Here is a 24,412-nt window from a genome sequence, read left to right as displayed (position 1 = left end):
AATTTACCTTGCAAGGTTGGCAGGGTGTGATAAACTAAATAGGAAAATTCTCACGATGATATCACAGGCTTTGTTTCATACAGCCCAATCTATCGATGATTGCATTTGGGCAAGTGGCTTAGGTTTGTATTGTGAGCTTTTATTATTAAAATTTGGTTAAGTTTGACTGTAGCATATCATCTGATTATCTGTTGCTTATTTATTAATAAACCTTAATAATACACTGCACTATATGGTTATGATAATAGATGGGCTGGATTTGGGTGGCTAAGTTTTGGTGTATTTTGCCAGTTGATTGAGCGGGCTTGACTGTTTATTTATAATTTTTTGATAGATTTTTAAGTTTATTTTTGTTTTAAGGAAACGCTATGGGTAAAAATGTCGTGGTGCTGGGCAGTCAGTGGGGTGATGAAGGTAAGGGCAAAATTGTTGATTTGCTGACCGAAAAAGCCACCGCTGTGGCACGCTTTCAGGGCGGACATAATGCAGGTCATACGCTGGTTGTTGGCGGCGAAAAAACCGTACTGCACCTGATTCCATCAGGCATTTTGCGTGAAGGGGTAACTTGCTTTATTGGCAATGGCGTGGTGCTTGCTCCTGATGCCTTGTTAAAAGAGATGAATGGCCTGATTGACAAGGGCGTGCCTGTGCGTGAACGCTTGCGTATCTCGGCTGCTTGCCCATTGATTATGCCTTATCATGTGGCATTGGATCAGGCACGCGAGATTAAGCGTGGTAATGATAAAATTGGCACAACTGGTCGCGGTATCGGACCTGCTTATGAGGACAAAGTCGCACGCCGTGCCTTAAAAGTGGCGGATTTATTCCGCAGTGATTTGCCAGAAAAACTAAAAAACATTTTGGAATACCATAATTTTGCATTGACGCAGTATTATCAGGTAGATGCCATTGATTATGAGCAAACATTGGCATTGTGCCAAGCGTGGGCAGCTGAGTTAAAAAACTTGGTGGTTGATGTAACCCAAGAGTTACAAACACGCCGTGAACAAGGTGAGAATTTGATGTTTGAAGGTGCTCAAGGCACGCTATTGGACATTGATCATGGCACCTATCCGTTTGTAACCAGTTCAAATACCACTGCAGGCGGCGTATCTACTGGCACAGGGCTTGGGCCGTTGTATTTGGATTATGTGCTGGGCATTACCAAGGCTTACACAACGCGAGTTGGCTCTGGGCCATTTCCGACTGAGCTGTTTGATGATGTGGGTGCACATCTTGCCAAAGTGGGGCATGAATTCGGAGCAACGACAGGTCGTGCCCGCCGCTGTGGTTGGTTTGATGCAGTCAGCTTACGCCGTGCAGTGGTGCTAAACTCCATGAGCGGTATTTGCTTGACCAAACTTGATGTGCTTGATGGACTTTCAGAAATTCATATCTGCACCGATTATCAAGTGCCTGCAGGCGAGTGTGCTGGTGCGTATGATGCTGAATATTATGAAAAAGTAACACCAGTTTATGAAACCATGGCAGGCTGGAGCGAATCAACCATCGGTATCACCAAGTTTGAGCAGTTGCCAGTCAATGCACAGGCTTATATCAAACGCATTGAGCAATTGGTGGGTTGTCCTGTTGATATCATCTCTACAGGCCCTGATCGTGATGAGACCATCGTACTTCGCGACCCTTATGATGCCTAACTCTTGAGTGTGCAAGTGGCATAAGTCTGACAGTTGGTTGGATTTATGCCTGATTTTGGTGGATATGCCTTTGGTATATTGCCCAAATCGCCCGATGAATTGATAACAACTGGAGAAGTTGATGAATCATAATGAGCAAACCACCTTTAATATGCGTGTGGACAAAAATCTGGTAGAACAGTTTAAGCAAGCAGCACGAGACAATAATCGCACTGCCAGCCAGTTGCTTCGTGATTGTATGATTGAGTATGTCAAGAAAAACCGCCAAGCGGATATGTTTAAAAGATAAATAACTGTTCTTTTTGATGACAAATCATCATAAGGGACAGCTTTTAACACGGTTAGGCACTGACGCTGACCGTGTTTTATTGTCTGCTTCATGGGCGGCATTCTCTTGCAAATCCACCACCAATGCTGCCAGCACAACGGTGGCAAAGCTACCTTTGGGCAGGATAAAGTTCAGCTGCAATTCATCACCCTGTATCAACCAAGTCAAATCACGCACCATCATTCTTAGCGGTCGATAGCTCAGTTTTGCTTGTATTTTTATTAATCCTTGTTGATAAATTTCCAGTTCACTTTGTCCAAGTACGGCGGCATATTTTTGCTGTGCATCAGCGGTATGGCGTGGCGTTCCAACACCATACAACGGAGCAGTGGGGTGAATGTCTGCCGATTGTATGCGGCTGATGATATCGCCACTTGGCGTGTCATCTTGCTCAAAGATTGAGCCTGTGCCGCTAAGGTTAAGCACATCGCCTTTGATGGCTTGATTCCATGTGCCATCTTGTACACGGCTGGCAAGCATGGCATTAAACAAAATACTGCGAGCGGTGGAAATCATTAACCCATCTCGTTCGGCAAATTTTTTGTTGGGGCGATAGGCGTGTGGGCTTGATAGCAACTTATCAAAAAACTGCTGGGTTTTTGGCAAATTATTGCCTTGATGACCAAAACGCTGCAAACCAAAGTAATTCGGCACGCCACAAGTGGCGATTTTGCCCAAGGCTTCATCAATGGCGGTTTTGTCGCCTTGTAGTTGCCTTAGGCGAATGCTGAACTGATTGTGCTTGTGCGTACCACGATTGAGTTTGCGATGATGCCAATTGTCATCGATGATTTGCACGCTTTCGCCATCATGAAGCTTGGTGCTGGCAAATTGCTCAAAGCTAACCTCTGGCAGTTGCTTGTGAGGCAGACGAATGCTGAACCATTGATAGGTGATGGCGTGGCGGTCTTTTAGCCCAGAATACCCGATATCACGAATCGGCACGCCCGCCCATTGTGAAAGTAGGTGAGCGACATAGGCAGTGTTTAGATTGGTTTTGCTCAGATAAATCCAATAATGCTCGCCATTTTGACTGTGGTCAATCTCAAGCAATTCTCGGACGATGAAATCGGCTGCATCAACTTTTAGCTGTGCTGAGCTGATGGGGCGGCTGTAGGGTATGGGTAGCTGCATCATTGTAGATTTACCAAAATGACAATTTGCTTAGTATAGCATTATTGATGATTTTGCCCAACCTTTGTTTGTTATCGAGCAAGTCATGCTACACTGTCATGCGACAAGGCGTATAGATTATCACCATGATGGCTGGCTTGATAATTTGCCAAAAAGGCTTATTTGATACACAAAAGCTGTTATAATAAGTGGATTTTATTTTATTTGGATTTGATATGAGCGTTGCAAGTAATAATAACACCGTCCACAAACCGCACAATCCTGACAATTTTATCCGCACGCCACAGGGTGAGTTTGTATATCGTGATGTACAAGCTGGCAACAAGGCACGCCTAAGCAAGCTACTTGCTGAACGAATCTTGTTCCTTGATGGGGCAATGGGGACGGAGATTCAAAATTATAAATTGACCGAAAGTGATTACCGTGGCGAGCGTTTTGCCAATATTACGAACGATGTCAAGGGAAATAACGATTTATTGGTGCTAACTCAGCCTGATATCATCACTGCCATTCACAAAAGCTATCTGGAAGCTGGGGCGGATATCATTGAGACCAACAGCTTTAATGGCACACAAATCTCAATGGCGGATTATCACATGGAGCCTCTGACCTATGAGATTAACCGCGAAGCAGCACGATTGGCACGCCTAGCCTGTGATGAATACAACGCCAAAACTCCCAACAAGCCTCGCTTTGTCGCTGGGGTTATCGGGCCGACTTCTCGCACTTGCTCCATCTCTCCTGATGTCAATGACCCTGCCTTTCGTAATGTCAGCTTTGATGAGCTGGTTGATAATTATACCGAAAGTACGCTGGCACTCATCGAAGGCGGTGCTGATATTATTTTGATTGAGACGGTGTTTGATACGCTCAATGCCAAGGCGGCGATTTTTGCGGTAACGGGGGTGTTTGAGCAGATTGGTTTTGAGTTGCCGATTATGATCAGTGGCACCATTACCGATGCTTCGGGGCGGACGCTGTCTGGTCAGACGGCAGAGGCTTTTTATAATTCGGTGCGACACGCCAAGCCGATTTCGATAGGCTTTAACTGTGCATTGGGTGCAGATGCACTCAAGCCGCATATCAAGGCACTGTCTGATGTCTGCGAGACTTTTGTATCGGCTCACCCCAATGCAGGTTTGCCAAATGAATTTGGTGAATATGACGAAACAGCCATTGAGACAGCGACAATGGTGCAAGATTTTGCACGCTCGGGGATTGTCAATATCATCGGTGGCTGCTGCGGTACAACGCCTGAACATATCCGCACGATGGTTGAGATGATTGCTGATTTTGCCCCTCGTGATTTGCCAGCATATCAGCCAGCTTGTCGCTTATCAGGACTTGAGGCGTTTAATATCACGCGTGATAGCTTGTTTGTTAATGTTGGTGAGCGTACCAATGTAACAGGTTCAAAAAAATTCTTACGCCTTATTAAAAACGAAGAATACAGCGAGGCACTCGATGTTGCCAGAGACCAAGTAGAGGGCGGGGCACAGGTTGTTGATATTAACATGGATGAGGCGATGCTTGACAGCAAGCAGGCGATGATTCATTTTGTCAATCTAATTGCCTCAGAGCCTGATATTAGCCGTGTGCCTTTGATGATTGACTCATCAAAATGGGAAGTGATTGAGGCAGGGTTAAAATGCACACAAGGCAAACCGATTGTCAATTCAATTTCGCTCAAAGAGGGCTATGATGAGTTTGTTGAAAAAGCTCGCCTATGTATGCGATTTGGGGCGGCGGTGATTGTCATGGCGTTTGATGAGGTGGGGCAGGCAGACACCGAAGCACGCAAGATAGAAATTTGTAAACGCAGCTATGATATTTTGGTTGATGAGGTGGGTTTTCCAAGCGAGGATATTATCTTTGACCCAAATATCTTTGCGGTGGCAACAGGGATTGAGGAGCATAATAACTACGGTGTAGATTTTATCAATGCAACGGGCTGGATTACCAAAAATTTACCCAATGCCATGGTATCAGGGGGCGTGTCCAATGTGTCGTTTAGTTTCCGTGGCAACCCAATTCGCGAGGCAATCCATGCGGTGTTTTTGTACCATGCCATCAATAACGGCATGACAATGGGTATTGTCAATCCTGCCATGCTTGAGTTGTATGATGAGATTGACCCTGCTGCTCGTGATGCCATCGAAGATGTTATCTTAAACCGCAATAATAAAAATAATGAAGCCACCGAAAAACTTCTGGAAGTTGCCGAAAATTATCACTCAGGCAGCCAAGCCAAATCAGGCGGTGCCGACCTGTCGTGGCGTGAAGAATCGGTGGAAAAACGCATTGAATACGCCTTGGTGAAGGGCATTACCACTTATATTGACGAAGATACCGAAGAGGCTCGCCAAAAATACCCTCGTCCGCTCGATGTCATCGAAGGGCCGCTGATGGACGGCATGAATGTGGTGGGGGATTTGTTCGGAGCGGGCAAGATGTTTTTGCCACAGGTGGTAAAATCTGCTCGTGTGATGAAACAGGCAGTGGCTTGGCTCAATCCATATATTGAAGCAGAAAAAGTCGCAGGCGAATCCAAGGGCAAAATGTTACTGGCAACAGTAAAAGGCGATGTGCATGACATTGGCAAAAATATCGTTGGCGTAGTTTTGGGCTGTAATGGCTATGAAATCATTGATTTGGGCGTGATGGTGCCGTGCGAGACGATTTTGGAAACTGCCAAGCGTGAAAATGTTGATATCATTGGTCTGTCAGGGCTGATTACTCCAAGCCTTGATGAGATGGTCTATGTCGCCAAACAAATGCAAGAGCAGGGCTTTCATTTGCCCTTGATGATTGGTGGTGCGACAACTTCCAAGGCACACACGGCGGTAAAGATTGAGCCAAATTACCAAAACGATATTGTTGTCTATACCTCAGATGCCAGCCGTGCGGTGGGCGTGGCAACAACTTTATTATCAAAAGATAAAAAGGCGGAATTCGTCAGCCAAATCCGTGCCGAATATGCCGAAGTGCGAGAGCGACTTGCCAATCGTAAGCCCAAGGGGGCAAAACTTAGCTATCAGCAGTCAATTGAGGAGGCTTTTGCCTTTGATTGGCAGAGTTATACGCCGCCAGTGCCAGCCAAGATGGGGCAGATTGTCTTTGAGGATTATCCGCTTAGCGAGCTGCTGCCGTATATTGACTGGACGCCGTTTTTTATTTCATGGGGTCTGGTGGGTAAGTATCCGAAGATTTTTGATGATGAAGTGGTGGGCGAAGAGGCAAAAGAGCTATTTGCCAATGCCCAAGCGACCATTGAACGATTTATTAAAGAAAAACTGGTGGTTGCCAAAGCAGTTATCCGCCTTGAAAAAGCCCGCCGCATCGCCCCTGATACAGTTGCGGTATATGATGAGCAGGGCAATGAGGCGTATCATTTTGAGCATTTGCGGCAGCAGTCTGATAAGGTAACAGGCAAGCCCAACTACAGTCTTGCTGACTTTATTTCACCAGAGGGTAATGATTATTTGGGCGGTTTTACGGTATCTATCTTTGGTGCCGAAGAGCTGGCAAATGAGTACAAGGCAAAAGGCGATGATTATAACGCCATCATGGTGCAGGCGGTGTGCGATCGCTTTGCGGAGAGTTTTGCCGAAAAACTCCACGAGCTGGTTCGCAAAGAATACTGGGGCTATCAAGCACAAGAAAGCCTAAGCAACGAAGATTTGATTCGTGAAAAATACATCGGCATCCGTCCAGCTCCGGGCTATCCTGCTTGTCCTGAGCATACCGAAAAGGGCAAGCTGTTTGACTGGCTTGATACGACCAATGTCATCGGCACCTATCTTACCGAAAGCTATGCCATGTGGCCGCCTTCATCGGTATCGGGTTTTTATTATAGCCACCCTGACAGCACTTATTTTAATGTTGGCAAAATCAGCCGCGATCAGCTGGAGGATTATGCACGGCGTAAGGGTTGGGATATAAAAACTGCCGAAAAATGGCTCAATCCGAATTTATAAATCATGTAGCCTTGGTGTATTTTATCACAAAACCACCCTCGCTTTGACAGCAGGGTGGCTCTTGCCAGATAATCAGTCAGTTAAAACAGCTGCTTTATCCATTTCTATCAATTTGCCTTGATCCATTTTCAATATCCGATCGGCGTATTTAAAATAGCGATCATCATGACTGATGACAAAGAGAGTAAAGCCTAGCTGTTTTAGGCGTGTGATGATTTTTTCATAAAAAACACGGCGATAGTGCGGATCTTGGTCTGCTGCCCATTCATCAAGCAACAACACAGGTTTGTTATCGGTGACTGCCAATAACAGTGCTGCACGCTTTTTTTGACCTGCTGACAGCTCGGTGTTTGTGATGATGCTGCCATCAATTTGTAGCTTGTGCTGCATTTGCAGTAAATCAAGCCATTCGTCAATGATTGTTTTATCATCACAAAAAATTTCATCAAACAGATAAAAATCGCCAAAAATGGCGGTGAATAGCTGCTGATAGGCTGGCAAATTATCTGTTGTGATGACCTGATCATCCACTCGGATTTGTCCTGTGGTGGGACGATACAGTCCAGTAAGCACTTTGGCAAGGGTGGATTTGCCAGAACCGTTTTCGCCCACCAAAAATACCACTTCGCCACGCTGCAAATAAAAACTGGCGTTTTGGATACTAAAATCCCCATCAGCATAGCGATAGCTGACACCATCAAAGCGGATTTTCTGCCAGTTGTGGTGGATTGTTTGTTTTGCATGGGTGCTAAAGGGCAGATCGCTTAGTTTTAGTCGATGAATGCTTGTCAGTGCCACATTGGCAGCTTGGTACACAGGATAAGCACCAACTGCACTTAGTAGCGGAGCCTGTAAAAACAAAATCGTCAGTGCGAAAGTGGTGGCGGTTTGTATATCGGTGATCTGATATACATTGGCAATGACAAGTACAACACCAATACCTGCAAACATCATGATATTTGACCAGTTAATTGCCGATAGATGATGTGTGTCTGCTTGAATGATAGTTTGGCGAAATTGTTGTGCATGCAGATCAAATTGCTCAAAAACAGCATTGGCTCGTTTGTCATTAAGCTTAAGCTGATGGCTGGCGGTCAGCATGGTTTGATAATCTTGGTATAATAAATCGTCAGTACGCCGAAGTTTGCCCAAAAAATGATACACACGATCAACCAGTTTAAGGCTAACAAAAACCACCAAAAAAATCCATACAGTGATAATAATAAACAGCTGCCATGATAAAGACGCCAAATATAAGCTGGCAGATAAAACAAAAACCACGCCATATACCAGCTCTGGCAGGCGGACAAATGCCATGTTTAATGAGCGAATGTCATTTGATAAACTTGCTAAAATCCGACTATTGCCTGTCTGCTCCAGCTGCTCAGCACAAGTGCCTAAAATTTGAGCTACCAAATCACGCCGCATCTGATACACAAATTGATGCCCTAGGTAAGTTAGAGTGTATTGTGATAAAAAAGTCATACCAAGCAAAACCATAATGAGTAATAAAAACATAGGTAGACTATGCCAGGTCAATGCTGTATTGCCAAGTAGGCGTGTATTAATAAAAGCAATCACCCCCATGCTGACAGCTGCTGCCAATAGGTTTAGCAGTACGGATAAGGCAAGCAGTTTTCGGTTGTGTGTTAAAATAATGCTTGTCAAAGAAGTGGTTTTTATCATTGGTATCAAGTTAAATTTGATGGAAATAAAGAAAAAGAACTGGGAGATTGCCCAGTTCCTTTTATGGTAGGCGTATTGGGTTAAAAACCAAAAGTTGCCGACAGTTTAAGAGTGCGTGGTTCACCAGCGACCAAATAGCCTTGACCAGGGTAGCCACCGACTGATGCCCAGTGTTTTTTATTGGTGGCATTTTCAACTGTACCACGCAGGGTAACGTCTGTATTGCCAAGGTTTGTGCGATAGCTTGCCCCTAGGTTTAATAGAGTGTAATCACCAACTTTTAGGCTGTTGTCGGCATTGGCATAGCGTGAATCGGTATAGGCGATATCACCTGTTAGGCTTAAGCCATCGACCGCTTTAACCTCATATTCCACCCCTGCTGTGGCACGCAAGCGTGCTGTACCAATGACTTGCTTGCCATCAAAAGCATCGTTTGTATTTTTTTGTTTGGCATCAAGTAAAGTCATGCCGGATATCAAGCGTAGGTTTTCGGCAGGGCGACCAAAGACTAAGATCTCAACGCCTTGATGGACATTATTTCCAGCTGTATCAACCGTGCCATTGGCCAAGGCAGCTCTTGGCTCTTTGATGTTGAAGATGGCAAAGGTTGCACCGATATTACCACCATCATATTTCATGCCAACCTCACTTTGTTTAGAGACATAAGGTTTGAGCATTAGGCTGCGTTGATCGATTTTCACCTGTTTGCCTGCGGTGAGTTTTTCACTATAATTGACAAAAACAGACCAATCGCTAAAACGATAATTGATGGCAGCAACTGGTGAGATTTTTTTATCATCATACATCGTTTGCCAAGTGATATCTTCGGATTGGATTTGTTGATAGCGAGCCCCTAGCGTTGCCTGTAGATTACCGTTTAATGCCGAGACGGTATTGGCGATTGCCACGCTATCAAGTTTGGTTTTGGCGGTTTTCGCTGGGTTGTTTAAATCGCCACTTTGCCATACGCTTGTCGATAGCTGTGGTTTTTGTTCGCTTAAAACAGGGTTGTAGATATTGGTGGCTTGACGATTTTGCCAGTCCCAAACGGTAGCATTTTTTTCGTCATGGCGATAGGTATTGGCAACTACTGTCCAGTCATGGCTTAGCTTGCCAGTATAAAAACGCCCCTTTAAACCTAACTCGCCTGTTTGCACATTGTCTTCACGATTGTTGTCAAAACTGGTGTAATAGGCACTGCCGTCATTGCTGGCTTTGTCATTCATGTATAAAAAGCCGCCGCCAAGCACATTGTACTCTTTACCGTTGCGAAAACCATAAGCGGCATAGGCGGTCATGTTTTCACTCAAATCTTGTTCAGCTCGCACGGTGGCAAACAGATCTTTGGAGCGTGTATTTGTCCACGGCTGACTCCAGTTGGTATTGGCATCGACAGGATTTGGGATTTTGCCAGCTTGATTGACATCAACACTGCTTCTTTTGGCAGTATCGGTAATATCTTGATAACCGACATCTGCTGATAAGCGAGTGTTTTTACCGCGATAATCTAAGCCAACGGTCGCCAAGCCAAGTTTTTTCTCTTCATTTTTGACTACACCATCACCCTTAGCAACAGCGACATTGGTACGCACGCCAAATTGGTTGTTTTCACCAAAGCGTCGACCAATATCGGTGGAGATTTTTACTTGACTATCGGTTTGATAGGCGACACTCACCTCGCGTTTTGGGTTATTGCTTGCTCGTTTTGGCAGCAAAGTAATGGTGCCACCTGTGTTTGCACCACCAGGTGAGATGCCGTTTAATGCTGTAGATGCACCGCGTTGCAACTCAATGCGTTCAAACATTTCGCTTGAAGTGTATTGGCGTGGCAAGATACCATACAAGCCATTGTACATGGTGTCGTCAGAATAAGTTACAAAACCACGCATCAAGTAGGCTTCTTGAAAATTACCATAGCCACGAGCGACGGTAACGGTTGGGTCATTTTTGAGTACATCACCAACACTGTTGGCTTGTTTGTCTTTGATGTAATTTTGTGTGTAGGCTGTGGCTGAAAACGGCGTATCCATATAGTCTTTGTTGCCTAGGATGCCCACGCGACTGCCTTTGGCGATTTGACCACCAGCGTAAGCAGGCTTTAAACCAGAACTAGAAGCGTCAGCACTAACCACTACTATTTCGGTAGCAAGCGTAACAGAGGGTATGTTTTGGTCAGGCGTTGTATTTGCCAGCACTGGAGCAGAAGTGCTAAATAGCACGGCTCCGATTGCGGTATTTAACAGAGTTTTTTGCATAAAAAATCCAATAAAAATGGAAATAAAAACCACAAGATGATGATAAAATCATAACAATATGAGCTTTTGGGGCACAAGTATGACGATTTGTTTTTATCAGGTTGTGATTAAGGAAAATGACATCAAAAACAAAGCGATTGATTTGTCATTATGAGTGTGATATTATAATTGATAATCATTTTTTCGTCTATTATTATTTTATTTTTATAAAATTACTCTAAAAACCAGCCTGCCAGCAATTTTATTAAAATTAAATAAAAATTAGCCCATCTGACCGTGTCGCCATCATAAATTATTATGCTATATACTCAAAATCTTAGTATTATCAGAGATAATAAAACTCTGATTGATGATGTCAATATTTGCATTGAGCGTGGTAAAGTTTATGCACTAATTGGGCATAATGGCTCAGGAAAATCAACTTTGATTAAAGCACTGTCTGCACAAACTTTGCCAACCTCTGGGCGGATATACATAGACAGTCAGCCACTTGGCAAATACACACGCAAGCAAATTGCTCAAAATATCGCTTATCTGCCACAAAAATTGCCGGAAGCTCAAGGATTTTGTGTTCGAGAACTGGTCATGCTTGGTCGCCATCCGCACCAAAAATGGCTACAAAAAGCCAATGATCATGATAAGAAAATGGTTGATTGGGCGATTGATCAAACGGACAGTCGGACGCTCTTGGATAAAAGTGTTGATATGCTTTCAGGCGGTCAAAAAACGCGAGTTTGGCTTGCTATGTGCATAGCTCAGCAAACACCGTTTTTATTATTAGATGAGCCCTTAGCTCCCTTAGATATTGTTTATCAAGTACAAGTGCTTGAGTTGATTCAAAAATTAGCCAAAGAACAAAACATCGGTATCGTGCTGATTATCCATGATATCAATTTGGCAGCACGATATTGTGATGAATTTATCGCTTTAAAGCGTGGTAAAATCTGTCACCAAGCAAGTGTGAACGAAACGATGAATCAGACGGCTTTGCGACATATTTTTGAGGTAGATTTTACTTTATTAACCCACCCAAACGGTCAAAGCGTGGCAGTGTTATGATCAATGCTGTATCAAAATTCCTAAAAATTGGCGTGCTAATGACTGTATTTTTATTATCTGCCTGCACACCAAATGCTGATAAATCGCCTGACATTAATAAAAATACCCATACAAATACCCAAGAAAGCACTCAAAACAATGCTCAAACGCCAACTGCACTAAATGATACACAACCGATTAAGGTGATGACACCCGACTGGGGAGTAGCAATGAATCTTTTGGCACTGGATATTATACCTGTGGCAATTGGTGAGGTGCGCAATTATGATGAATGGGTGGCTGAGCCTGCCTTGCCCAAGCAAGTAATTGATTTGGGCTTACGATTTACACCAAATAGCGAGTTGTTAGCTCGGCTTGTAGAGCAAGGATTGATTGAACAAGTCATTGATACCGAGTTTTATGCTCAAATCCGCCCACAGTATAAAAACATCTCGCTGACTACGGTGGATTTTAATAGTCAAGAGACGATGGCTACTTGGGATGGCTTTGCTAGGGCAACTTGGCAGATTGCTAAAACAGTAAATAAGCAAGCACAGGCACAAATTTATATTACGCGTACCAAAGATGAGATACGGGCGATTGGCGAGCGATTTACTCAAAGAAACCCAAGTATTCGCTCGCTTGCTGTTGTGCAGTTTGTTGATGAAAATAATTTACGACTATATGGTCAAAGTAGTATTTTTTATCCAGCAACTAAGCAGATGGGGCTGTCGCTGGTAATAATGGGTCAAAGTAATCAGTGGGGTTTTGTGCCGATTACACTGAATGATTTGGCGAAGTTGCCCAAGGATAGCTGCTTGCTTGTTGTTAAGCCTTATAGTGCAATTTTACAACAAAATTTGCAAAATAATGCCATTTGGCAGCGTTTAGGCTTTGGGAAAACTCGCTGCATGGGTGTGCTTGAGCCGATTTGGATGTATGGCGGTATACCTTCTTTATATAGCTTTGCCAAGCGCTTAGATGGGGTGGTACTGATGGGCGTATCGTCATGAAAATAAATGCTTTGCTTTTTATGTCCAATATTGGCAGATAAAACGCTGGTAGTTAAGATGAGTAAAATAAAGCAAATTAAAGCAGATAAGTAACGATTAAAAATCAGTCCAAGCACCAGCAAGATGCCGATTGATATACCATTAAACCAGTATTGATTCAGATTAGTATTGTGGTTTAAAAAATATAATCAATTTCAAACAGTGAAAATACTAGCCAAGCCCATCATGAATGACAGATATCTCAAACCAGTGTCGCACCATTTGCTTGTACTATCCATGCTGACGATTGCGGTATTAAGCAGTGTTTTTTTAATCAATAGACTGTGGAGCTTGCCACTTGTTTGGTTGGTTATACCGCCAGATACATTATCATTGGCACAAATGGCGACACAGCTACAAATCGTCCCAACCATGCTGATGGCAATCTTGGCAGGTGGGGTGCTTGGGCTTGCCAGTGTTTTATTGCAGCAGCTGATAAAAAACCCTTTGGTATCAGACACCACGCTGTCTGTGGGTGCAGGGGCGAATATGTCACTGCTTTTGGCTACTTTATTTTTACCAAGCACCGCTTTTGTCTTTGGTGAATTTGGACTGTGTTTTATTGGTGCTTTATTCAGCCTTTTGCTTGTTTTTTTGATGGCAAAAAAAGGTGGTATGCAGGCAAACACCTTGGTGCTGTCAGGCTTGGTGGTAAATATCTTATTTTCATCTGTGGCGGCGTTTTTGACGGTGTTTTATTCAGAAGCAGCACTGTCGGTTATGTTGTGGGGTGCAGGCTCAGTGCTACAAAGCGGCTATTCAGGCGTGTGGCTTTTGGCAGGCGTGCTGATTTTTTCGCTGTGTGTGCTTATGTTTATGTATCGCTCACTGGTGATTGTCAGCCTAGACGAAGAGCAGGCAGCCAGCCTTGGTGTACCAGTTAAAGCCGTGCAAGGTGGCGTGCTTGTCATGGCAGCACTGATGGTTGCTAGTGTTGTCAGTCAGTTAGGTATGCTAAGTTTTGTAGGGCTTGGGGCAGCGACCTTGGCAAATATGCTGTCAGGCAGCCGCCTGGCTCATCGTCTGTGGTCAGGCTTTGGCTACGGTGCACTATTATTGCTTATTGCTCAAAATGCTACCGCACTGCTACGCAGCCAGCTTGCTTTTTTACTCCCCGAGGGGGTGATTACGGGCATTTTTGGATCGTTGTTAATTATTTATTTGATCATCAAATCTCAAAAACATAGCTTAGAGCATAGCAATGCCAAAAAGTTGCTGCCACGCAAAATTGTTTGGTGGCGATATGTGCTGCTATTGATTGCGGTGCTGATGATGGCGTTATTGATTATGCCGAGACAAAGTCAGCTGGGCAGCTTACTCATCATGAATTGGGCATTTATTGAAGAATTTCGTTTATCTCGTACACTATTTGCGATGGCAACAGGGGTGCTATTGTCCTGTGCTGGTGTGATTTTACAAGCCTTAACCAAAAACTCCATGGCAAGCCCTGAAGTGCTGGGGATTAGCTCGGCTGCTGCGTTAGGTGTGGTGGTGATGTTTGTATTGGCACCGATGATGGGTTTGGCTGCCGATATTGGCGTGCTGATTATCGGCGGCACATTGGGAGCATTGCTTGTTTGTGCTTTATTGTTCATTTTGGCCAAATATCTTAGCCCTGTGCATTTGTTACTTGTGGGTATTGCCATTTCGGCATTTACCAGCAGTATTCTTGCTGTCATTAAACTTGCTGGTGATATGCGAATCCAGGCCATACTCTCTTGGCTGGCTGGCACGACTTATTATGCCAGTCTTGATAGTGGTATGTGGCTGATTTTCTTATCAGTGCTGTTATTTGTGGTAGCTTATTTGATTACCAAACCCTTACAAATCATCAGCTTAAGTGATGATGTCGCCACAAGTTTGGGTGTAAGTCTGAAATTTTATCAGCTGGTTGTGCTGACATTGGTGGCACTCATGAGTTCGGCTGCCACTTTGGCGGTCGGCCCTTTGAGTTTTGTTGGTTTGATGATTCCGCATTTGGCACAGTCGCTAGGTGCGGTGCGACTGCGCGAGCAGCTGCCGCTGGCAGCACTGCTTGGGGCGGTAATGATGGTTTTGGCGGATTATTTGGGTCGCTATCTGATTTTTCCTTATGAGATCTCTATGGGTGTGATTGCAAGTTTAATCGGCGGTGTGTATTTTATTTATTTGATGATAAAAAATAGATAAGCGAATGATAAAACACATAAAACAAAGAGCATTTAAATAATCTTGACAACATGGGGTTAATTTTATTTTTATAATAAAAACAGTAAATAAATATTTAACCACCCTTGTTTTCGCCCATGTATTCCAAGGATGGATCAAGGGCGATGTTACAATCAGGTGGTTGGTTTCGAGAATTTTTTGCCATTGTTGCCAATTGCCTTAATTTATCTTGTCATATTAGTGTATTTATCAGCATATCATTGATTGCGATGATTTATCAAAAGTCAAAAAGCTGCAGTAGCATAAACCAAAACCACCCTTGCTTGAATTTCTGGCAGGGTGGTGTTGGTTGTGTAAATGCTGGGTAATTAAAACAAAATACCTAAGCTTTCTTGGGTTTATGCTGTGATACTGGCAAGCAATGTCTCATCAGGTACACCACTATGGAACCTTAGCTCGCTGTCTGGTGAGTCAATCAGTTCTTTTTCTACTTCGCGAAAAAACGCTACTCGTTCATCGATACTCTCATCGGTGATGGAGCGTGCCAATGCCAGATAATCTTCATAATGGCGACTTTCTGACTTTAGCAGATATTTATAATATCGTGCCAGTTTTTCATCATCAATCACCTCGGACAGGGCGGCAAACCGCTCACAAGAGCGAGCCTCAATAAAAGCACCGATAATCAGTACATCAGTCATGGCTGCAGGCTCATGCGTGCGTTTGTGCTTGAGCAGCCCCTTGGCGTAGCGACCAGCAGGCAGATAATGCCAGTTGATGCCTCTTTGTTTCATTAGACTAAGCACCTGTTCATAGTGCAGCATTTCTTCACGCACCAGTTGTGCCAGTTTTTCTTGTAATGAGCGATGAAATTCATAACGAAAAATCAAATTCATCGCTGTGCCAGCCGCCTTTTTTTCACAGTTGGCGTGGTCTTGTAGCAGCAAGGGTAGATTGTCTTTGGCGACAGCAAGCCACGCTGGCGAAGTGCGACAGCCCAAAAATTCATGAATATGGCTGATGTCTGTTGGCGTGCGTGTGCCAGTGGTGATGACGCTCAAGTCATCTTCGTGTGTAATATCGGTCATTGCCATGTGTTATACCTATTGTTATTGTGGTTTTATTATACCATAACGGCACCCAAGTGGTATCGTGCCAGTGTGATAATTCGCCAAAAACATTTGTCATGATGGCGTAACATTTATCTGTTAATATCAAAAAATACCGCTGATATTTGCCGAAAGTTTTACTTAATTGTCAAGCTATGGCATCGGATAGTTTGTAACAAGTTATAAAAATTTGCCAAAAACTGCCAAAAATATCGCTAAAAATACCTCAATTTTGTGATAAATTTCAGAAAAATTCGCCAATTGGTGAAATTTTTATTTTTTATAAGTCATTGATAAATAATAAAAAATAAAAAAATTTGCCAAATTTACAAAATTAATCACAAAAAAGGTATTGCAAAATATTTCAAAATTGGTATTCTATAGTCAAGCAGGAAATTGCTTGCTGTGAATATTTTCAACAATGTAAATTTTGTTGCCAAAATGTTTAAGTAATAATTTCTAACGATACATAGCAATCGCCAATGTATGCGAATAATTACAATTTTACTGGGCAACGCCCATTTTAGTGGAGAAAACCATGAAAAAACTTGTACTAGCAACAGCTATCGCTGCTTTGTCTGTAACAGCTGCCCAAGCAGCACCAACCGTTTATGGTAAAGTGTTCTTAACACTTGATGTAGCTGGTGGCGACGACAACAGCATCTATAAAGATTCTCGTTCACAATTGAACTCTAATAGTTCACGCATTGGTTTAAAAGGCTCTGAAGCACTTACCCAAAATACTGACCTTGTGTATCAACTTGAGTATGGTGTGGATGTTGATGCGGATGATGGCAAGAATTTTAGAAGCCGTGATACTTATCTAGGCTTATCAAACAAACAATACGGTACACTATTGGCAGGTCGTCTAAAAGCAATTGACGGTCGTGTAGATTATGCCACTGTAGTTGATGGCGGTGTATTGGGCGGTGATAGTGTACTGACTGCATTTGATGCACCGCGTGCCAATAACACCTTTGCTTATGTATCACCAAGCTATAATGGCTTCACTGCTTCAGCCATGTACACGCTTGATGAAAATAATTCGACTGATAGTCTTGGTCGTGATGCAGCTGGTGTGGCAGTACAATATGAGCCAGCAGGTCAAGCCTACCGTGCAGGTGCAAGCTATATCCAAGCTGGCAAGCAGCTAAAAGCAATTCGTGTCAGTGGTGATTATAAGCTAAATGGCAACACCACAGTAGGTGCATTATACCAAAATACCAACCTAAACACTGATAATAACGAAAATGCCATCACTGTAAGTGCTTCGCATAAAGTCGCTCAAACTCCTTGGACTGCTTATGGTCAAGTGGATTTGGTGGATAATGCCAAGGGTCTAAAAGATGCTGAAACTCAGCGTTTGGCAGTGGGTGGTAAGTATGCGTTTAACCGCAACACCACAGGTCATCTGTACACTGCATACCTAAGATCAAACGATGGTAAAAATGTAGCTAATTCAAAAGCTGATGCTTATGGCATCGGTGGCGGTCTAGAATATAAGTTCTAATCAGCCAAATCCAAAAAAGCTCATCATCTGATGGGCTTTTTTGTTGTTATAAATGATGCCAAGTAATAAAAATCACATCACAAATAAAAAAGACTTGATGATTATCAAGTCTTTTTTGGGCGGGCTTGGTTATTTGCCACGATAAGTGATGCGACCTTTGCTCAAATCATAAGGGGTCATTTCTACTTTTACCTTATCGCCTGTCAAAATGCGAATGTAGTGCTTACGCATTTTGCCCGAAATGTGAGCGATGATTTCATGACCATTATCAAGGCGTACTTTAAACAGGGTATTTGGCAAAGTATCAATGACTTCACCTTCAAATTCGATAATATCGTCTTTTTTTGCCATAGTTGTAACTAATCAATAAAAAATTTGCCTTATTATAGCACTTTTTGCCAAAAAATACAGAGACAATTTGATTTTTATCACCTATCAGTATTTAGGCATGGAGTTGTCATCAGGCAGATTGAGCCAAGCGGGCGTAAGCGGCAGGCTTGGCAGCAGGGCCTGAAAATGCTCAGGATAATAAGCATTGATAAAATACAGTCCATCTGCTGCTGCGGTTGGTGGTGCAAGGCTGCGGTCTTTGGCGGCAATTAATGCCTGTAAATCATCAATGTTCATTTGATTGCGACCGATGGCAAATAATGCCCCCATGATATTGCGTACCATGTGGTGCAAAAAACCATCTGCCTGAATATCCAGCACCAAGTATGCTCCATGTTCAAACAGTTTGGCATGGCTGACGGTGCGTACTGGCTGGTTGGATTGGCAGGCAGCTGCTCGAAAACTGCTAAAATCATGCCTGCCGACAAAAAGGCGACTGGCGGCAATCATCGCTGCGGTATCAAGTGGTGCAAATTCATGCGTTACCTGATGACGAAGCAGTGCAGGTCGGTAGGGCTGATTAAGTGTAATGTAGCGATACCTACGAGCAATGGCACTAAAGCGAGCATGAAAATCAGCTGGCATGGGGGTTAGCCAACGCAGGGCGATGTCATCAGGCAATAAGCTGTTTGCTCCACGCAACCAGTTATAGGGCGTGCGTTCTGCCGTGGTGATAAAATGTGCCACCATATTGCTTGCGTGTACGCCTGCATCGGTGCGACCAGCGGCAATCAGCTCAATTGGTTCATTGGCGATGGTTGATAATGCTTGTTCAATGACCGCTTGCACGCCCAGCACCTCGGCTTGGCGTTGCCAGCCACGATAGCGTGTACCCAGAAATTCAATACCCACCGCCAGAGTTTGTGTTGTCATGATTGCACCCATTGTGCCTGTGTCAGTTGATTGTTCAGAGCCAGCCACAGTGCCTTGCCATAAATACCAGCGACACCGAGCGTACCTGCCGACCAAACGCCATGTTGATATTGCCAAGCACCTGCGGCATAGTTATCATTGACACCGCCGTAGGCACACATGGTGGTGCTGATGATGGCGATGCCTTGCTGTTGCAGTTTGGTGATGGCGGCGATGAGTGATTCAGATTGCGGTAGATTGCCAGCACCAAAGCCAATCAAAATGACTGCCCGAGTGTGCCGATGTATGCCAGCGAGTGCATTTGCCAAGATGTCAGGATTGTTTGGCAGGGCGTATATTGCCTCAATGACAGTATTGTCTGCTTGTTGTATCAACATGGGCAGTTTTGCCAAGCTCTCATCAATTGTTGTGCTGTGTGTGCGTGTTTGCCCAAATTGAGCAGTAGCACCGATAAAGGCATTATCGGATTGGCTGTCAATTTTTTGGGTATTGCGGGCATCAAAGCTGTGATAACAAAATTGCACAAAGACACCAAAATGTGTCATTGCCAAGTCAATGGCTTCACTCAAATTTGCCCATGCATCGCTTGCGGTATCTGTCTGATAATCAGGCGAAGTGGCGATGAGCAGAGGCTGCATACTGCCTGTGATAACAAGGCTGATGTCTGAAAAATCTGCCAGTGCGTTTGCCAAAAACGCTGCCAAAAAACTCAGCGTGTCTGTGCCAGTAATCAGCACAAAGCGTCTTTGCCCTTGTTGATAGGCGTGCAAAATCAGCTGATAAAAAGCCACAAAGTCGCTTGCGGTCAGTGTGCTTGAATCTTTAATAATCCGATTGTCAAGTATCTGCACATGGTAGCCGTGCTGGCTGAGCTGATTATGTAAAATCGGCAAAAATACAGTGGCTGGCAAGGGGGATAATGGCACGCCATGGCTACCAAAAGTCCCACCCGCATAAATTAAACAGCAATTTAAGTTTGTCATCTTATACAATTAATAAAAAGTTAAAAAAATTTATGGCTGATATCGTGATTTATTATTATAAATCAAAAGCAAGGAATAAAACCAGTTTTCTGCTGTGTTTATCTTTAATATTAATTATTTATTTTGTATTTTTTTTAATAAAATTATAAAATAGGCACTGCCAAGAGCTGGTTTATTGACAGATAATGGGCGGAAGTTTTGCACTGGTTGAGTTGATGGATTGGTTAATCTAACAATTTTTGTTTGTTGTTGCAGTAGTGATTTGCACCACATCCACCACACTAATCAGACGGCTTATTTGCCGGATATCGGACGGCAGTTTGTAATCTTATCATGCTTGGTTTTTGGTGTTTGGGCATGATAATTGATTAATTGGCCATGATGGCATAAACAAGCCCAAGCACAAAATAGGCTTGGGCTGTAATTTTAAAAATAAATCAACACTGATTAAATCAAATGCGACCTTGCAAGATGGCAAGCATACGGCGTAATGGTTCGGCGGCACCCCACAGCAACTGATCGCCAACGGTAAAGGCGGTTAGGTATTCGCCACCCATATTCATCTTACGCAGGCGACCGACAGCAACTTTCAATGAACCAGTAACCGCAACAGGTGTCAGGCGTTCCATGCTGGCAGCTTTGTCGTTTTCGACCACATCAAGCCATGGGTTGTTGCTCTCACGCAGGGCTGATTCGATTTGCTCCAAGGCGATGTCTTCGGTCAGCTTGATGGTCAGTGCCTGACTGTGGCAACGCATTGCACCAATACGCACACAGATGCCATCAACATTAATCAAATCATCGGCTGTTTTGCCAAGTATTTTGTTGGTTTCGGCTTGACCTTTCCATTCTTCTCGTGATTGACCATTTTCAAGCTGACTGTCAATGTATGGAATCAGACTGCCTGCCAGTACTGCACCAAAATTTTGCTTAGGGAAGTCATCGCTACGCTGGGCGGCGGCGATTTTTTTATCAATTTCTAAGATGGCAGAGGCAGGGTCGGCAAGCTCATCGGCAACGGCATTGTGCAACACGCCCATGCCGCTGATAAGTTCACGCATATTGGCAGCACCAGCACCAGAGGCGGCTTGATAAGTCATGGCTGATACCCATTCCACCCAACCACGGCGGAACAGCTCGCCAATCGCCATCAGCATAAGGCTAACAGTGCAGTTACCACCAATAAAATCTTTGGTGCCATTTGCCAAAGCAGCATCAATCACTTCGCGGTTAATTGGATCTAGGATAATGACAGCATCATCTTGCATACGCAGTGAGCTGGCAGCATCAATCCAGTAACCAGTCCAGCCACTATCTCGCAGTGCAGGGTGGATTTGCTTGGTGTAGTCGCCACCTTGGCAGGTGATGATGGCATCGCATTTTGCCAGTTCATTGATGTCGGTTGCGTCCTTTAGTGTACCTGCATCAGTACCGAAGTTGGGGGCTTTTCCGCCAGCATTGCTGGTTGAAAAAAACACAGGATTAATATGTGTAAAATCCCCTTCTTCAACCATGCGATTCATCAATACCGAACCTACCATGCCACGCCAGCCCACCAAGCCGACAGTCATTTTTTCTGCCATAATTGCACTACCTCTTATTAACAAAACAACCAATTAAAGCAATTGGAAAAATCAATGTTTAACTATGCCTTGTTATGAGCAAAAAATCAAGCAATTTTTGTACATTTGTGATGAATTTTTAAAAATTGTCGTAATTTGTCGTGATTGTACCAAATGCTTGGCTTTGGTTGCTGAGCTTAGTTTGCTTGAGAGTGCTGGGTTTGGCAATGTGGAAGTTTATGATGTTAAAGCACCACATTGCCAGTGGCAAACTTACAACACCACCAATCAACCTTATTTAATCTCGCCAAACAAACCCATCATTTGCAAATGTACGATACTAATCTTTGATTTGTCTTGGTGATTAAAGGAAAATTTGATAATAATTATATTAATGTATAGTTATTAATTAATCATTTGTAGCAAAAAAGCGTTTGCCTGACCTACCTTGGTTGATTTGAGTACAGTAAATCGCTGGCACAAATCCTCGCTTAGTACCGCTGTCAGCGACTTGTCTGCTTCAAGATAAATCAAGCTGTCTGCATCGATGAGCTGATGTTGGATAAGCTGTTCAAGCAACTCTTGCCATAAATTTGCCGCATAAGGTGGGTCAATGAACACAATATCAAATCTGCCAGTTAGCTTTGGCAGGGCGGTGCGTGCGTCATCATTGATGATGGCGGCTTGTTTCTCCAGTTGTAGCAAGGTGGCATTTTCTTTAAGTAGGCGGCTTTGGGGGGTATAAGGCTCAATAAATATCACCAATTTTGCCCCTCGCGAGAGTGCCTCAAAACCAAGACAGCCACTGCCTGCACACATATCAAGCACAGAAGATTGTTGCAGATAGCCCGTCAGCCAATTAAACAAGGTCTCACGCAAGCGGTCAGGTGTTGGGCGTAGACCCTCAGCATCGACAAATGACAGCTGGCGACGGCGGTGCTGTCCTGCAATGATACGGACTTGATTTTTGCCAAGCTGTTGCTTTGGTTTGGTGTGTTGATGTGGCGTGGTGCGTTTTTTCATAATAAAGCTGTCTGGTTGTTTGCATAATTTTGCCAGTATTTTACCGTATGTTATGGTTTTGTGATAGTCTGGATTGCTATTTATTCTGATGATTTATTTTTGGGCAAATATGGTACAATGGTTGGGATTTATCCATGCTACAAAATCGCTTTATTGTAACCAAAAGATAACCAAAACGCCCGTTGATAGATAATGAGGCGTATAAGCAGACCAAAAACTATGTTTTCATCGATTTGGCAGACCTTTGCGGCACATCCTGAATTTATTGCCATGCTCACGATTCCGCCTGTAACAGCATTTGTTACTTGGGCTCATGTTTGGATGGCGTTGGAGATGCTGTTTTACCCAATCCGATTTGTTGGTATTCGTATCAAAAATATGCCGTTTGGTTTGCAAGGTCTTGGCTGGCAAGGCATTGTACCTGCCAAAGCAGGCAAAATATCAGGGGTGATTGTCGATCAGACTTTATCAAAACTGGGCTCGCTTGATGAATTTTTTCAGGCGATGGAGCCTGAGGAGATGGCAGAGTTTATCACGGCAACTGTCGATAAAAACCTAGAAAACCTCATTGATGAGATTATGCTTGAGCGGTCTTATACCCTATGGACACATATGCCGTATGCCATTCGCCGCCGCATTTATTCGCATGTGCACACAAGACTGCCCAGCATCATGAAGGCACTGGTGATGGATTTGACTTATAATGTTGAATCGCTGGTGGATATGCGACAAATGATTGTTAGCAAAATGGAAAACGATCGCAAGCTGATGGTGGATATGTTTTTGCGAGTTGGCAAAAAAGAAATTAATTTCATCTGGAAAATCAGTGCGTTAATTGGCTTTGGTTTTGGTGTGGTGCAGATGGTGCTGTTTTATTTTGTGCCGCAGCATTGGACCGTGCCATTTTTTGCGATGATTTGGGGTGCATTGACCAATTGGATTGCGATTTGGATGGTATTTAACCCTGTTGAGCCACGCATGGTGTCGTTTATTCGTCTGTTTCGTTATGAGATGGTCGATGGGCAAAAGCGAATCGTTTGGCTGCGTCCCCATTGGCATCGTTACAGTTGGCAGGGTGGATTTATGAAGCGACAAGATGAAGTCTCGACCGTGTTTGCCGAAATTGTCGTCAAAGAATTGGTTACGCTTGAAAATATCATGCATGAGATGATGTATGGTGCAAGAGCGGATAAAACTCGCACCTTGATGAAATCGCATTTGTACACCATGCTTGAAGACCCAATGGTTGCCACGACGCTGAAGATGGGCATGGACGAACGCAGTCTGGATACCTTTAAAGATACGATTTTGGACAAATCCATTGACGCAACGATGGTGCCGATTCGTGATCCTAAGCTCAACACTTCTCGTGCCAGCAAAATTTTTGGTTTGTTTGAGAGCCGTATTCGTGCCTTAACACCAAAAGAATTTCAGAATTTGTTAAGACCTGCTTTTCAAGAAGATGAATTAACCTTAATTATACTGGGTGGTATCACAGGCTTTTTGGCAGGGTGGTTGCATCTGGTGGTGGTGTTTTTTTGACAATATAAACCAACAAAACACAAGCGGCGGCTGTATGATAATTCCCAAATAATTGGTTGCTATTATCAGAGCAAGTCGCTGCGTTATAAATGATAATCCCAACAATAAATTAAAAGCCCTGCAAAATTTTTGCACAGCAAACTG

17 protein-coding genes are annotated in these 24,412 nt (G+C 43.7%); 8 read left to right on the top strand and 9 right to left on the bottom strand.

The genetic code is table 11. From position 1 onward, the window contains the following. Positions 1–368: 368 nt before the first annotated feature. Together EL162_RS08195 and EL162_RS10040 are read left to right on the top strand one after the other, a co-directional pair. Complete coding sequence (locus EL162_RS08195) at positions 369–1,658, top strand: adenylosuccinate synthase (RefSeq protein ID WP_126331371.1); 1,290 nt, start codon at positions 369–371, stop codon at positions 1,656–1,658. A gap of 121 nt (positions 1,659–1,779) precedes the next feature. After that, complete coding sequence (locus EL162_RS10040) at positions 1,780–1,947, top strand: hypothetical protein (protein WP_170161438.1); 168 nt, start codon at positions 1,780–1,782, stop codon at positions 1,945–1,947. Between the two features lie 27 nt (positions 1,948–1,974). On the opposite strand, the gene truD is transcribed toward EL162_RS10040, so the two are convergent. Beyond that, the gene (truD, locus tag EL162_RS08190; RefSeq protein WP_126331370.1) at positions 1,975–3,123 is read right to left on the bottom strand and encodes a tRNA pseudouridine(13) synthase TruD; all 1,149 of its coding nucleotides are present in this window, start codon (positions 3,121–3,123) and stop codon (positions 1,975–1,977) included. Between the two features lie 212 nt (positions 3,124–3,335). Between truD and metH the strand changes: the two genes are divergently transcribed. Beyond that, positions 3,336–7,097 (top strand): methionine synthase, encoded by a 3,762-nt coding sequence (gene metH, locus EL162_RS08185; RefSeq protein WP_126331369.1) that lies wholly within the window; start codon positions 3,336–3,338, stop codon positions 7,095–7,097. A gap of 72 nt (positions 7,098–7,169) precedes the next feature. Here metH and EL162_RS08180 read toward each other — a convergent pair whose 3' ends face one another. Both EL162_RS08180 and EL162_RS08175 read right to left on the bottom strand, forming a co-directional pair. Further along, positions 7,170–8,783: a multidrug ABC transporter permease/ATP-binding protein gene (locus EL162_RS08180; protein ID WP_078310006.1), complete on the bottom strand. Its 1,614-nt coding sequence runs from the start codon at positions 8,781–8,783 to the stop codon at positions 7,170–7,172. Between the two features lie 80 nt (positions 8,784–8,863). Then, on the bottom strand, positions 8,864–11,038 hold the full coding sequence (locus EL162_RS08175; RefSeq protein WP_126331368.1) for a TonB-dependent receptor: 2,175 nt from the start codon (positions 11,036–11,038) through the stop codon (positions 8,864–8,866). A 297-nt stretch (positions 11,039–11,335) separates the two neighbouring features. Here EL162_RS08175 and EL162_RS08170 point away from each other — a divergent pair, with 297 nt between their 5' ends. The 3 genes from EL162_RS08170 (at position 11,336) to EL162_RS08160 (ending at position 15,297) form a co-directional block, all read left to right on the top strand. Then, complete coding sequence (locus EL162_RS08170) at positions 11,336–12,097, top strand: ABC transporter ATP-binding protein (RefSeq protein ID WP_078310009.1); 762 nt, start codon at positions 11,336–11,338, stop codon at positions 12,095–12,097. Between the two features lie 38 nt (positions 12,098–12,135). Further along, positions 12,136–13,089: a TroA family protein gene (locus EL162_RS08165; RefSeq protein ID WP_126331367.1), complete on the top strand. Its 954-nt coding sequence runs from the start codon at positions 12,136–12,138 to the stop codon at positions 13,087–13,089. A 225-nt stretch (positions 13,090–13,314) separates the two neighbouring features. Then, a complete protein-coding gene (locus EL162_RS08160; protein ID WP_126331366.1) occupies positions 13,315–15,297 on the top strand; it encodes an iron ABC transporter permease in 1,983 nt (660 codons plus the stop codon). 377 nt (positions 15,298–15,674) lie between these two features. On the opposite strand, the gene EL162_RS08155 is transcribed toward EL162_RS08160, so the two are convergent. Further along, positions 15,675–16,364 carry a MiaE family protein gene (locus tag EL162_RS08155; protein WP_227516547.1) on the bottom strand — a complete coding sequence of 230 codons (690 nt, stop codon included), beginning with the start codon at positions 16,362–16,364 and terminating at the stop codon, positions 15,675–15,677. 559 nt (positions 16,365–16,923) lie between these two features. Between EL162_RS08155 and EL162_RS08150 the strand changes: the two genes are divergently transcribed. After that, positions 16,924–17,895 (top strand): porin, encoded by a 972-nt coding sequence (locus EL162_RS08150; protein WP_126331365.1) that lies wholly within the window; start codon positions 16,924–16,926, stop codon positions 17,893–17,895. 129 nt (positions 17,896–18,024) lie between these two features. Here the strand turns inward: EL162_RS08150 and infA are convergent, their stop codons facing one another. The 5 genes from infA to rsmD all read right to left on the bottom strand — a co-directional run bounded on the left by infA (position 18,025) and on the right by rsmD (position 22,726). After that, positions 18,025–18,246 carry a translation initiation factor IF-1 gene (infA, locus tag EL162_RS08145; RefSeq protein ID WP_029102801.1) on the bottom strand — a complete coding sequence of 74 codons (222 nt, stop codon included), beginning with the start codon at positions 18,244–18,246 and terminating at the stop codon, positions 18,025–18,027. An 84-nt stretch (positions 18,247–18,330) separates the two neighbouring features. Beyond that, on the bottom strand, positions 18,331–19,158 hold the full coding sequence (truA, locus tag EL162_RS08140; protein WP_126331364.1) for a tRNA pseudouridine(38-40) synthase TruA: 828 nt from the start codon (positions 19,156–19,158) through the stop codon (positions 18,331–18,333). Further along, positions 19,155–20,141, bottom strand: a complete 987-nt coding sequence (locus tag EL162_RS08135; protein WP_126331363.1) for an asparaginase domain-containing protein — start codon at positions 20,139–20,141, stop codon at positions 19,155–19,157. The genes truA and EL162_RS08135 overlap by 4 nt, the downstream gene beginning before the upstream one ends. Positions 20,142–20,593: 452 nt before the next feature. Beyond that, the gene (gene asd / locus EL162_RS08130; RefSeq protein WP_126331718.1) at positions 20,594–21,712 is read right to left on the bottom strand and encodes an aspartate-semialdehyde dehydrogenase; all 1,119 of its coding nucleotides are present in this window, start codon (positions 21,710–21,712) and stop codon (positions 20,594–20,596) included. A 396-nt stretch (positions 21,713–22,108) separates the two neighbouring features. Next, entirely contained in the window at positions 22,109–22,726 is a 618-nt protein-coding gene (gene rsmD, locus EL162_RS08125) for a 16S rRNA (guanine(966)-N(2))-methyltransferase RsmD (RefSeq protein ID WP_126331362.1), read from the bottom strand. Between the two features lie 219 nt (positions 22,727–22,945). Here rsmD and EL162_RS08120 point away from each other — a divergent pair, with 219 nt between their 5' ends. Continuing rightward, complete coding sequence (locus tag EL162_RS08120; protein ID WP_076555068.1) at positions 22,946–24,268, top strand: DUF445 domain-containing protein; 1,323 nt, start codon at positions 22,946–22,948, stop codon at positions 24,266–24,268. Positions 24,269–24,412 lie beyond the last annotated feature (144 nt).

It is taken from the genome of Moraxella cuniculi, assembly GCF_900637105.1.
Classification (GTDB): Bacteria; Pseudomonadota; Gammaproteobacteria; order Pseudomonadales; family Moraxellaceae; genus Moraxella; species Moraxella cuniculi.
This window is presented reverse-complemented; position numbering and strand designations above follow the sequence as displayed.